The sequence below is a fragment of the Streptomyces sp. NPDC020597 genome (genome assembly GCF_044335095.1).
Taxonomy (GTDB): domain Bacteria; phylum Actinomycetota; class Actinomycetes; order Streptomycetales; family Streptomycetaceae; genus Streptomyces.
Genome location: NZ_JBIRUL010000001.1, coordinates 462,190 through 473,709 on the forward strand (window position 1 = coordinate 462,190; position 11,520 = coordinate 473,709).

At 69.8% G+C, this 11,520-nt stretch carries 11 protein-coding genes; 8 read left to right on the forward strand and 3 right to left on the reverse strand.

Annotated elements, in window-relative coordinates; translation table 11 throughout:
- Positions 1 to 555 precede the first annotated feature (555 nt).
- From ACH4ZA_RS02190 to ACH4ZA_RS02210, 5 genes are read left to right on the forward strand one after another with little or no spacing between them, the layout of a single operon-like run.
- Positions 556 to 2,196: an ABC transporter substrate-binding protein gene (locus tag ACH4ZA_RS02190; RefSeq protein ID WP_319282159.1), complete on the forward strand. Its 1,641-nt coding sequence runs from the start codon at positions 556 to 558 to the stop codon at positions 2,194 to 2,196.
- Between the two features lie 6 nt (positions 2,197 to 2,202).
- Entirely contained in the window at positions 2,203 to 3,126 is a 924-nt protein-coding gene (locus tag ACH4ZA_RS02195; RefSeq protein WP_319282161.1) for an ABC transporter permease, read from the forward strand.
- The gene (locus ACH4ZA_RS02200; RefSeq protein ID WP_319282163.1) at positions 3,119 to 4,129 is read left to right on the forward strand and encodes an ABC transporter permease; all 1,011 of its coding nucleotides are present in this window, start codon (positions 3,119 to 3,121) and stop codon (positions 4,127 to 4,129) included. The genes ACH4ZA_RS02195 and ACH4ZA_RS02200 overlap by 8 nt, the downstream gene beginning before the upstream one ends.
- Before the next feature lie 7 nt (positions 4,130 to 4,136).
- Complete coding sequence (locus ACH4ZA_RS02205) at positions 4,137 to 5,120, forward strand: ABC transporter ATP-binding protein (RefSeq protein WP_398427625.1); 984 nt, start codon at positions 4,137 to 4,139, stop codon at positions 5,118 to 5,120.
- Positions 5,113 to 6,153, forward strand: a complete 1,041-nt coding sequence (locus ACH4ZA_RS02210; protein WP_319282167.1) for a dipeptide ABC transporter ATP-binding protein — start codon at positions 5,113 to 5,115, stop codon at positions 6,151 to 6,153. Before ACH4ZA_RS02205 ends, ACH4ZA_RS02210 begins: the two co-directional genes overlap by 8 nt.
- Positions 6,154 to 6,343: 190 nt before the next feature.
- On the opposite strand, the gene ACH4ZA_RS02215 is transcribed toward ACH4ZA_RS02210, so the two are convergent.
- On the reverse strand, positions 6,344 to 8,461 hold the full coding sequence (locus ACH4ZA_RS02215; RefSeq protein WP_398427626.1) for a prolyl oligopeptidase family serine peptidase: 2,118 nt from the start codon (positions 8,459 to 8,461) through the stop codon (positions 6,344 to 6,346).
- A gap of 179 nt (positions 8,462 to 8,640) precedes the next feature.
- Between ACH4ZA_RS02215 and ACH4ZA_RS02220 the strand changes: the two genes are divergently transcribed.
- Positions 8,641 to 8,835: a hypothetical protein gene (locus ACH4ZA_RS02220; RefSeq protein WP_057584374.1), complete on the forward strand. Its 195-nt coding sequence runs from the start codon at positions 8,641 to 8,643 to the stop codon at positions 8,833 to 8,835.
- A gap of 5 nt (positions 8,836 to 8,840) precedes the next feature.
- Here the strand turns inward: ACH4ZA_RS02220 and ACH4ZA_RS02225 are convergent, their stop codons facing one another.
- Positions 8,841 to 9,050: a DUF397 domain-containing protein gene (locus ACH4ZA_RS02225; protein WP_319282171.1), complete on the reverse strand. Its 210-nt coding sequence runs from the start codon at positions 9,048 to 9,050 to the stop codon at positions 8,841 to 8,843.
- The gene (locus ACH4ZA_RS02230) at positions 9,047 to 9,925 is read right to left on the reverse strand and encodes a helix-turn-helix transcriptional regulator (RefSeq protein ID WP_319282173.1); all 879 of its coding nucleotides are present in this window, start codon (positions 9,923 to 9,925) and stop codon (positions 9,047 to 9,049) included. Before ACH4ZA_RS02230 ends, ACH4ZA_RS02225 begins: the two co-directional genes overlap by 4 nt.
- Before the next feature lie 111 nt (positions 9,926 to 10,036).
- Here ACH4ZA_RS02230 and ACH4ZA_RS02235 point away from each other — a divergent pair, with 111 nt between their 5' ends.
- Positions 10,037 to 10,522: an ATP-binding protein gene (locus ACH4ZA_RS02235; RefSeq protein ID WP_398427826.1), complete on the forward strand. Its 486-nt coding sequence runs from the start codon at positions 10,037 to 10,039 to the stop codon at positions 10,520 to 10,522.
- 329 nt (positions 10,523 to 10,851) lie between these two features.
- Entirely contained in the window at positions 10,852 to 11,472 is a 621-nt protein-coding gene (locus ACH4ZA_RS02240) for a hypothetical protein (RefSeq protein WP_398427627.1), read from the forward strand.
- Positions 11,473 to 11,520: the final 48 nt, after the last annotated feature.

Consider the following 11,520-nt stretch of genomic DNA (forward strand, 5'->3'; position numbering starts at 1 on the left):
CGCGCCGCGTCCACCGGTCCGCGCCTGTCGCCCCCCGCCCGCTGGCCCGCGCCCTGCACCCCGCGCCCGTCGGGCCCGCGGCCCGCGCCGCGTCCACCGGTCCGCGCCTGTCGCCCCCCGCCCGCTGGCCCGCGCCCTGCACCCCGCGCCCGTCGGGCCCGCGGCCCGCGCCGCGTCCGCCGGTCCGCGCCTGTCGCCCCCCGCCCGCTGGCCCGCGCCCTGCACCCCGCGTCCGCTGGCCCGCGGCCTCGTCCGCCGGCCCGCGGCCGAGCGGCCCCGCGGCCCCGCGGCCCCGCGGCCCTGCGCGGCGGGTGGCTCGCCCCGTGGGCCGGGCTCTTGTCGGCGGGCGGGTCCGTGTCTCGCGCGACGTCCTCGCCCCCGCCCGCTCCCCTGCGTGCGGCCGTGTCCGTGCGCCCGTTCGGTGGCGTGCTCGCGTGGCGTCCGATGCACCCGTACGGACGGGTGAAAGTGCGTCGAATCGCTTATAGGTGGATATCGCCTGGTAAAGGATCAGGTGACAGGGCGACAGGCGCGCAGTCAACGAGGAGGCATCCCATGCGTGGAGCCACGCACGCCAAGTGGGTCGTATGCGCGGCCGCGGCAGCGCTCACGGCGACGGCCTGCGGCAGCGGGGGAAGCGACAGCGGGGGCGGCAGCGGTGACAGCGGCGCGGTCCTCAGCTCCTCCTGGGGTGACCCGCAGAACCCGCTCGAGCCCGCCAACACCAACGAGGTGCAGGGCGGCAAGGTCCTCGACATGATCTTCCGGAGCCTGAAGCGCTACAACCCGGAGACGGGCGCGGCCGAGGACATGCTGGCCGAGAAGATCGACACCACCGACTCGCAGAACTTCACGATCACCGTCAAGTCCGGCTGGACGTTCAGCAACGGCGAGAAGGTGACGGCGAAGTCGTTCGTCGACGCCTGGAACTACGGCGCGAGCCTGAAGAACAACCAGAAGAACGCGTACTTCTTCGAGTACATCGACGGCTACGCCCAGACGCACCCCGCCGAGGGCGGCAAGCAGACCGCCGACACCCTCTCGGGGCTCAAGGTCGTCAACGACCAGACCTTCACGGTCAAGCTCACGCAGAAGTTCTCGACCTTCCCCGACACGCTGGGTTACCCCGCCTTCGCCCCGCTGCCGCAGAGCTTCTTCAGCGACCACGCCGGCTGGCTGAAGAAGCCGGTCGGCAACGGGCCCTACACGATCGCGTCCTACACCAAGGGCTCCCAGATGGAGCTGAAGAAGTGGGCCGACTACCCGGGTGAGGACAAGGCGCAGAACGGCGGGGTGACCCTCAAGGTCTACACCGACAACAACACCGCCTACACGGACCTGCTGGCCGGCAACCTCGACCTGGTCGACGACGTGCCCGCGGCCCAGCTCAAGAACGTCAAGGCCGACCTCGGCGACCGCTACCTCAACACCCCGGCCGGCATCATCCAGACCCTCGCCTTCCCGTTCTACGACCCGAAGTGGAACACCGCCGGCTCGGCCAAGGTCCGCACCGGCCTGTCCCGTGCGATCGACCGCGAGCAGATCACCGACACGATCTTCCAGAAGACCCGCACCCCCGCCACCGACTGGACCTCCCCGGTGCTCGGCGAGGAGGGCGGCTTCAAGGAAGGCCTGTGCGGGGACGCGTGCGAGTACGACCCCGCTGCCGCGAAGCAGCTCATCAAGGAGGGCGGCGGCCTCCCCGGCGGCCAGGTGAAGATCAGCTACAACGCGGACACCGGGTCCCACAAGCAGTGGGTCGACGCGGTCTGCAACTCGATCAACAACGCCCTCGACAACGACAAGGCCTGCGTCGGCAACCCGGTCGGCACCTTCGCCGACTTCCGCAACCAGATCACCGACCGGAAGATGAGCGGCCCGTTCCGGGCGGGGTGGCAGATGGACTACCCCCTCATCCAGAACTTCCTCCAGCCGCTCTACTACACGAACGCCTCCTCCAACGACGGCAAGTGGTCGAACAAGGACTTCGACTCGCTCGTCAACCAGGCGAACGCCGAAACCGACACCGCCAAGGCCGTGCAGACGTTCCAGAAGGCCGAGGAGGTCGTCCGCGACAACATGGCCGCCATCCCGCTCTGGTACCAGAACGGCAGCGCCGGCTACTCGGAGCGGCTCTCGAACGTCAAGCTCAACCCGTTCTCCGTCCCGGTCTACAACGAGATCAAGGTCAGCTGACCCGCCGTGGGCCGGTATGTGATCCGGCGTCTGCTCCAGATGATCCCCGTGTTCATCGGGGCGACGCTGCTGATCTTCCTGATGGTGAACGTGATGGGCGACCCCATCGCCGGCCTGTGCGGTGACCGGCAGTGCGACCCGGCCACCGCCGCCCAGCTGAAGAAGGAGTTCGGCCTCGACAAGCCGGTGTGGCAGCAGTACCTGACCTACATGGGGAACGTCTTCACCGGAGACTTCGGTACGGCGTTCAACGGTCAGCCGGTCACCGAGCTGATGGCGACGGCGTTCCCGGTCACCATCCGGCTGACCGTCGTCGCGATCGTCTTCGAGATCGTCATCGGCATCACCCTGGGCGTGGTGACGGGCCTGCGCCGGGGCCGGCCCGTCGACACCGGCGTCCTGCTGCTGACCCTCGTGGTGATCTCCGTCCCCACCTTCGTCACCGGTCTGCTGCTGCAACTGCTGCTCGGCGTGGAGTGGGGCTGGATCAAGCCGTCGGTCTCCTCGGACGCCGAGTTCGGCGAACTGATCGTGCCGGGGCTGGTGCTGGCGTCCGTGTCGCTGGCGTACGTCACCCGGCTGACCCGCACCTCGATCGCGGAGAACAAGCGGTCCGACTACGTCCGCACGGCGGTCGCCAAGGGGCTGCCGCATCGCCGGGTCGTCACCCGGCATCTGCTGCGCAACTCCCTCATCCCGGTGGTCACCTTCATCGGCACCGACATCGGGGCCCTGATGGGCGGTGCGATCGTCACCGAGCGCATCTTCAACATCCACGGCGTGGGCTTCCAGCTCTACCAGGGGATCCTCCGCCAGAACACCCAGACCGTCGTCGGCTTCGTGACGGTCCTCGTCCTGGTGTTCCTGGTGGCCAACCTGCTCGTCGACCTGCTGTACGCCGTACTCGACCCGAGGATCCGCTATGTCTGAGCCGCCGCCGGAGCGTCATCTGCCGGGCGCCGGCCGCACCCCGGAGGACGGTGCCATCGCCGACACCGGCATGGGCGGGGCGATGGACCTCGCCACGGCGGAGGGGGAGACGCTGGAGAAGACCCCGGGCGGCCCGCAGGGGCCCGGCCCGACCGAGAAGGCCCGCTCCCTGTGGTCCGACGCCTGGCGGGACCTGCGCCGCAACCCCGTCTTCATCGTCTCAGCCCTGGTCATCCTGTTCCTGGTGTTCATCTCCCTGTGGCCCGGATCCATCACCTGGCTGAGCCCCCTCAAGTGCGACCTGTCCAAGGCCCAGGAGGGCTCCCAGCCGGGCCATCCGTTCGGCTTCGACGGTCAGGGCTGCGACGTCTACACACGCGTCGTCTACGGCGCCCGCACGTCCGTCACGGTCGGCGTCCTCGCCACGCTCGGCGTCGCGCTCTTCGGCAGCGTGCTCGGCGGGCTGGCCGGGTTCTTCGGCGGGTCGGGGGACGCGGTCCTGTCCAGGATCACCGACATCTTCTTCGCCATCCCGGTCGTCCTCGGCGGCCTCGTCCTGCTCTCCGTGGTGACCAGCAACACCGTCTGGCCCGTCATCGGGTTCATGGTGCTGCTCGGCTGGCCGCAGATCTCCCGCATCGCCCGCGGCTCGGTGATCACGGCCAAGCAGAACGACTACGTCCAGGCGGCCCGCGCCCTCGGCGCCTCCCACTCCCGGCTGCTGCTGCGGCACATCACGCCCAACGCGGTGGCCCCAGTGATCGTCGTGGCCACCATCGCGCTCGGCACGTACATCGCGCTGGAGGCGACCCTGTCCTACCTCGGCGTCGGTCTGAAGCCGCCGACGGTCTCCTGGGGGATCGACATCTCCGCCGCCTCCCCGTACATCCGCAACGCCCCGCACGCCCTGCTGTGGCCCTCGGGCGCCCTGGCCCTCACGGTCCTGGCCTTCATCATGCTCGGCGACGCGGTCCGCGACGCCCTCGACCCGAAGCTGAGGTGACGGGCGGATGCTGCTCGAAGTGCGTGACCTGCACGTGGAGTTCCGCACCCGGGACGGGATCGCCCGGGCCGTCAACGGCGTCAGCTACGGCGTGGACGCGGGGGAGACGCTCGCCGTGCTCGGCGAGTCCGGGTCCGGCAAGTCCGTCACGGCCCAGGCGATCATGGGCATCCTCGACATGCCGCCCGGCCGGATCACCTCCGGCGAGATCCTCTTCCAGGGCACGGACCTGCTGAAGCTCAAGGAGGACGAGCGCCGCAAGGTGCGGGGGGCCGAGATGGCCATGATCTTCCAGGACGCCCTGTCGTCGCTGAACCCCGTGCTGTCGGTCGGCGACCAGCTCGGCGAGATGTTCGTCGTGCACCGCGGGATGTCGAAGAAGGACGCGCGCGCCCAGGCCGTCGAGCTGATGGACCGGGTCCGCATCCCGGCCGCCCGGGAACGGGTCAAGGACTACCCGCACCAGTTCTCGGGCGGCATGCGCCAGCGCATCATGATCGCGATGGCGATGGCCCTGGAACCGGCGCTCATCATCGCCGACGAGCCGACCACCGCGCTCGACGTGACGGTCCAGGCCCAGGTCATGGACCTGCTCGCGGAGTTGCAGCGCGAGTACCACATGGGCCTCATCCTCATCACCCACGACCTCGGCGTGGTCGCGGACGTCGCCGACCGCATCGCCGTCATGTACGCGGGCCGGATCGTCGAGTCGGCCCCCGTGCACGACATCTACAAGGCCCCGGCCCACCCCTACACCCGCGGCCTGCTCGACTCCATCCCGCGGCTCGACCAGAAGGGCCAGGAGCTCTACGCCATCAAGGGCCTGCCGCCCAACCTCATGCACATCCCGCCCGGCTGCGCCTTCAACCCGCGCTGCCCCCTGGCCCGGGCGGTGTGCCGCACGGACGTCCCGCCGCTGTACGACGTAGAGGACTCCGACGCGGACCGCGCCAGCGCCTGCCACTTCTGGAGGGAGTGCCTGCATGGCTGAGCCGATTCTGGAGGTCAGGGGGCTGGTCAAGCACTTCCCGCTGACCCGGGGCATCCTCTTCAAGAAGCAGGTCGGCGCCGTGAAGGCCGTCGACGGGGTCGACCTGACCCTGCACCGCGGCGAGACCCTGGGCATCGTCGGCGAGTCGGGCTGCGGCAAGTCGACCGTCGCCAAGATGCTGGTCAACCTGGAGAAGCCGACGGCCGGTGAGATCCGCTACCGGGGCGAGGACATCACCAAGCTGTCCGGGCGCGCCCTCAAGGCCGTCCGGCGCAACATCCAGATGGTGTTCCAGGACCCGTACACCTCGTTGAACCCGCGGATGACGGTGGGCGACATCATCGGGGAACCGTACGAGATCCACCCCGAGGTGGCCCCGAAAGGCGACCGCCGGCGCAAGGTCCAGGATTTGCTGGACGTCGTCGGGCTCAACCCGGAGTACATCAACCGGTACCCGCACCAGTTCTCCGGCGGACAGCGCCAGCGCATCGGCATCGCGCGGGGGCTGGCCCTGCGCCCCGAGGTGATCGTCGCCGACGAGCCGGTGTCCGCGCTGGACGTGTCGGTCCAGGCACAGGTGATCAACCTGCTGGACCGCCTGCAGAGCGAGTTCGACCTGTCCTACCTCTTCATCGCGCACGACCTGTCGATCGTCCGGCACATCTCCGACCGGGTCGGGGTCATGTACCTCGGGCGCATCGTGGAGATCGGCCGCGACGCCGAGATCTACGACCACCCCACGCACCCGTACACCCAGGCCCTGCTGTCGGCGGTGCCCGTGCCCGACCCGGAGGCGCGCGAGCACCGGGAGCGGATCATCCTGGTGGGCGACGTGCCGTCCCCGACGAACGTCCCCTCCGGCTGCCGCTTCCGCACCCGCTGCTGGAAGGCGCGGGAGCGCTGCGCGCTGGAGGTGCCGGCGCTGGCCGTCCCGGCGGAGTTCCGCCATGCGACGGGGCCCGAGGCGCACGACTCGGCGTGCCACTTCGCCGAGCTGAAACAGGTCGTCCCGCCGGAGGAGCCGCAGGCCTGACGGAGACCGGGCCGGGACCGGACGGGGCAGACGCAATCGCACATTTGCGCAGCAACCGCGTTAACACGCAGGCAACTTGGCCGACCCGATTCCGATATACGGACGCGGCAGGCTGAACAGCGTACGGCCGTGCGGGTGCCGTAAACGGGCCGGGGCGCATGTCGCCCCGGCCCGTTGCCCCCTCTTCGGGTCAGCCGAGCCCGAGAGCGCGCCGGAGAAAGTCCACCTGGAGCAGCAGCAGGTTCTCCGCGACCTGTTCCTGCGGGGTCATGTGGGTGACGCCCGACAGCGGGAGCACCTCGTGCGGGCGGCCGGCGGCCAGCAGGGCCGAGGACAGGCGCAGGGCGTGCGCGACGACCACGTTGTCGTCGGCCAGTCCGTGGACGATCATCAACGGCCGGCGGGGTTCGGCGGGCTCGGCGAGCCCCTCGTCGCCGACCAGGGAACTCTTCGCGTACGCCGCCGGTGACGTGGCCGGGTCGCCGAGGTACCGCTCGGTGTAGTGGGTGTCGTAGAGCCGCCAGTCGGTCACCGGGGCGCCGGCGATGCCCGCGTGGAAGACGTCCGGGCGGCGCAGCACTGCGAGAGCCGCGAGCCAGCCGCCGAAGGACCAGCCGCGGATCGCCACCCGGGAGAGGTCCAGGGGATGGCTCTTCGCCAGGTCGTGCAGCGCCTCGATCTGGTCGTCGAGGGCGACGGTGAAGTCGTGGTGGATCGCCTTCTCCCAGCCGGGCGAGCGGCCCGGCGTCCCCCGGCCGTCCGCGACGATCACCGCGAAGCCCTGGTCGGCGAACCACTGCGAGGTGAGGTGGGCGTTGTGCGCGGCCACCACCCGCTGGCCGTGCGGACCGCCGTAGGGGTCCATGAGCACGGGCAGCGGGGCGTCGCCGCGGTGGTCCGCAGGCATCAGCACGGCGCACGGAATGCGCCGTGCGCCCCCCTCGACGAGCTTCACGCGGGGGGACAGGCCGGGATCCGCCGCACAGGACCCGACGGTCGCGGCGGGCTTCCCGTCCCGCAGCACCCGCGCCACGGTGCCCGGCCGGTCCAGGACCGCCGACGTCAGCACGGTCACGTTCCCGGCGCGGACCGCCCCGTGCACGCCGGGCTCCTGGGAGAGGCGCTCGACGCCGAGTTCGTTCACGCGGTAGACGTGCACCTCGCCGACCTCGGGCGTCGCCGCGCCCGCCCCGGCGGAGGCGGCGACCAGCACGTCGTCGGACGTGACGTCCAGCACCGCCCGCACATGCAGTTGGTCGCCGGTCAGCGGACGTTCGCCGACCGTGAGGACCCGCGCGCCGCCTTCGTCGGCGATCCGGACCAACTGTCCCGAGGGGCTCCAACAGGGCACCCCAGGGAACAGTTCCAGCCAAATCCGATCTTCGTCGGCATGCACCATCCGGGTCGCCCCGGAGTCGGTGTCCACCGCCAGGAACAGCTGACTTCGCTGGTCGCGCGCCTGTACGAGCAGCAGCGGCGCCCCCGCCCCTGACCAGTGCACTCGCGCCAGATACGGATAGCGCGCACGATCCCAGACGACCTCCGTGCGCACCCCGTCGAGACCGAACACGAACAGGCGTACGTCAGCATTGGGCGTCCCGGTAGCCGGATAGCGCACGTGTCGTGGGTCACGTTTCGGCTCGGCCGGATCGGAGATCCACCACTGCTCCACCGGCGTGTCGTCCACCCGGGCGACCAGCAGCCGATCCGACTCCGGAGCCCACCAGAAGCCACGCGAGCGGGCCATCTCCTCGGCCGCGATGAACTCGGCCAATCCATAGGAAACCGGGTCCGATTCCGGCTCCGCCACCGCCCGGTCGTCCTCGCCCTCCGCGCCCACCACCCGCAGGGCGCCCCCCGCGACATAGGCGACGAGTCGCCCGTCGGGGGACGGACGGGGGTCGATCACCGGCCCCGCGACCGGCAGCTCCCGGGCCGTCCCCGCCCTCAGTTCCGCTGTGAAAAGCCGCCCTGACAAGGCGAAAGACGCCAGCTCCACCTCCGCGTCGGTGGCATAGCCGACGATGCCGGCACCCGCCTCACGGCTGCGTTCGCGGCGTGCCCGCTCCTGTGGCGAGAGGTCCTCCGAGGCGCCCCCGAGGAGGGTGCGCGGGTCGGCGGCCAGGCGTTCCGTGCCGTCCGCCGGATCGAGGACCCAGAGCGCGCCCGCGCGGTCCGTGCCGGAGCCGGAGCGCAGGAACACGACGCGGGAGCCGTCGGGAGCCACCGTGAAAGATCGCGGCGCGCCGAGAGTGAAACGCTGGGTGCGGGCGTGCCTGCGGGGGAAGGAGTCGGACTCGGTCGTCATCCCCCGACCATATTGGCCATGCGACCCCCTTGTGCGGCTGTGCGCCGAGAGATGCGCGCCCACACGTAGTTATGATCACTAGCGCTGAGTGGGTATGAACCTGCTGGCAGTCGTATGGATTTACGTGTTCCCTCGCTCTGTTTTCCTCACGTTTCCCGGGTCCTTGGAGGTGAGCCGCCGTGGCACTCTCGATTTCGGCGGTGGTGCTGCTGGCGATCGTCGTCTTCTTGTTGATCAAGAAGTCGGGACTGAAGGGCGGTCACGCTGTCGTCTGCATCCTGCTCGGCTTCTATCTGGCCTCCTCGACGATCGCTCCCACCATCAGCGATCTCACGACGAGCGTGGCGAGCATGATCGGCAGCATCAAGTTCTGACGCCGTCAGCCCTCGGACGCGTACGGCACGAAGTCGGCCCAGGCTTCCGGCGAGAGCCGGAGGCGGGGCCCATCGGCGTGCTTGGAGTCGCGGACGTGGACGGTGCCGGGGGCGGTGGCGATCTCGACGCAGGAGTCGCCGTCAGGGCCGTCGCTGTAGCTGCTCTTGAACCACGCCAACTCGGAGTTCTCCCCAGCGGAACCCTTGTGGATCATGTCTCTCCCAGCAGTTGCTCGATGAAGGTCAGCGACTCCCGCGGCGTGAGAGCCTGGGCCCGGATGGTGCCATACCGCAGCTCAAGGATTCGCAGCTGCTTCGGATCCGAGATCGGTCGGCCGTTGTACGCGCCGTCGGAACGGCCCACTGCCGTGCCGTCCGGAAACTTCAGCACCTCGATCTTTCCGCTCAGCCCAGGGTGAGCCTCGGAGCTCGTCGGCATCACCTGAAGTGTGACGTGGCGCAACTGTCCCACCTCCAGCAGATGTTCGAGCTGCTGACGCCACACCATTGTGCCTCCGACCGGCCGACGCAGTGTCGCCTCTTCCTGGACGAAGCTGAGAGCCGGGGCAGGCGACCGCTCGAAGATCGATTTCCGGGCCATGCGGGCAGCGACCCGCCGCTCCGCCTCCTCCGGTGAGTAGACAGGCTGCCAGACCTCGAACAGCGCCCGCGCGTGCTCGGGCGTCTGCAACAACCCGTGCAGGCTGAGCCCGACGTACACCCCGAGCTCGACCGCCTGTGCCTCCAGCTTCGCGATCTCGCGGACGTTCTTCGGGTACCGGACCTTCTTCACGTCCTCTTTCATCGCCGAGAGCAGCCCGCCCGCGCCCAGCACCTTGTCGGCCTTGTCCAGGTACTCGGGGCGGGGGATCCGCTTGCCGCTCTCGATCTTGTAGACGAGGTCCTCGCCGTACCCGACCGCCAGCCCGAAGTCGGCCGCGCGCATCCCCACGGCCTCGCGGCGCAGTTTCAACTGCCGCCCCACCGTCTCCACGACGGCGACACCCCAGTCGTCGTCCGGGTCCACCTCCCAACCCGGCTCGTCCGCCTCCTCCTTGAGCTGGACCGGCCTGCCGTTCACCTGCTCCATTCCGCACCCTCCGTCACCCGGGCCGACAGTTCGGACACGCCCGGACAACGCCCGGACAGTCACCGTACGCAACGGCTTCGTCACTGTTCACGGTATGCGTGACTGGCCACTCTGAGTCACGTGATTCAGGAATCCGTCTCCTTCGGGGCCCGACCTCCCGGTCAGCACTTCCGCAACTTCAGCGTGCGGTTGTCCCCGACACCCCGCGGAGCGCGCCTCGCCCGCCTGCTCACCGTCGAGCAACTGCACTGCTGGGGCGTGCCGGTGGACCCGGCCGGCCAGATCGTCGCCGAACTCGCGGCGAACGCGGTGACCCACGGACGCGTACCGGGCCGGGACTTCAGACTCTCGCTCTACGTCATCGCGCACACGCTGCGCATCGAGGTGACCGACACGGCAGGGGACCGCCCGCCCCGGCCACCGCATCCCGGCTCCGGCTCGGGCCCCGGCACCGGATCCGAGTCGGGCCGTGGACTGCTCCTGGTCGAGGCGCTCGCCGACCGGTGGGGCTGGGCTCCGGAGTTGCGCCCGCGCAAGACGGTCTGGGCCGAACTCGTACTCCCGCCGGACGACGTTCAGGGCCGCCGCCTCTCCTGACCGCCGCAAGTCCCGGACCAGGGGATGTGCGTCCGTCACCGGAACCCGGATTCTCGAGCTTCGGGGCGAGGGGCGCTCATTCCAAAGACCCACGACGGCGGCGAAAGAACCCGACCAAGCCCCACCCCTCCCGCCCGCCGGGTCAAACTCACTCCCGCGAGTGAATATGCCCAACTCGACTGGATTCGTGACGGGTTGCCTGCCTTACGCTCAGCGCAACGCAGCACAGAGCCACAGTGCTGCACCTCCACCCCAGACATGCGACGGCCCCCGCCGGGACGGCAATCCCAGTGCGAGGGCCTGACCACCGAGGAAGACAGGACTTCCCGATGGACACCGAAAACCCTAGCGCGCCCTCATGCGCCGAGTCCCGTAACGCGGGCAAAAACCACACCCGCGTGGGCGGACTCACCCACGAGAACGCCCGTCACACCACCCGCTTCACGGTGATCGGCAACCACCTCGCGCAGCACCGCGAGCTGTCGCTCCTGGCGATCGGGCTGGGCGTGCACATCCAGTCGCTGCCCAAGGGCGCCCGCGTCGACATCAAGGCCCTCACCGCCCGCTTCCCCGAGGGATCCACCCGTATCGCCGCCGGGCTGCGCGAACTGGAGGCCCACGGCTATCTGCGCCGCGAGCGCTCCCGGATCCGGGGCGGCCGGATGGTCACCCGCACGATCTCCTGCAACCAGCCCGGACTCCGGAGGAACCTGGTGGCTGTGGACCTTTCCCCGTACAAGTCGTACATCTTCGAAGAGTTCCGCGACGAGGGTCGAGCCCAGCGGGGTGCAGAGGACATCCTGCTCGTTCTGAATGCCCGCGGCCTCGACGTCTCCGACGAGGTGCGCGAGCGCGTCACCGGCTGCGACGACCCCGATCTTCTGCGGCACTGGCTCACCAGGGCCGTCACCGCGTCGTCCGCGGAAGCGATCTTCGTCGAGAAGGAGTGACGGACCGGCGGGGAGGTGGCGGGGGGAGACGGGGCGCCTCGTAGGGTT

Coding starts and splice junctions, on each gene's coding strand:
- ACH4ZA_RS02190 (WP_319282159.1), top strand. CDS start 556: ATGCGTGGAGCCACGCACGCCAAGTGGGTCGTATGCGCGGCCGCGGCA.
- ACH4ZA_RS02200 (WP_319282163.1), top strand. CDS start 3,119: ATGTCTGAGCCGCCGCCGGAGCGTCATCTGCCGGGCGCCGGCCGCACC.
- ACH4ZA_RS02205 (WP_398427625.1), top strand. CDS start 4,137: ATGCTGCTCGAAGTGCGTGACCTGCACGTGGAGTTCCGCACCCGGGAC.
- ACH4ZA_RS02210 (WP_319282167.1), top strand. CDS start 5,113: ATGGCTGAGCCGATTCTGGAGGTCAGGGGGCTGGTCAAGCACTTCCCG.
- ACH4ZA_RS02215 (WP_398427626.1), bottom strand. CDS start 8,461: ATGACGACCGAGTCCGACTCCTTCCCCCGCAGGCACGCCCGCACCCAG.
- ACH4ZA_RS02225 (WP_319282171.1), bottom strand. CDS start 9,050: ATGATCCACAAGGGTTCCGCTGGGGAGAACTCCGAGTTGGCGTGGTTC.
- ACH4ZA_RS02230 (WP_319282173.1), bottom strand. CDS start 9,925: ATGGAGCAGGTGAACGGCAGGCCGGTCCAGCTCAAGGAGGAGGCGGAC.
- ACH4ZA_RS02240 (WP_398427627.1), top strand. CDS start 10,852: ATGGACACCGAAAACCCTAGCGCGCCCTCATGCGCCGAGTCCCGTAAC.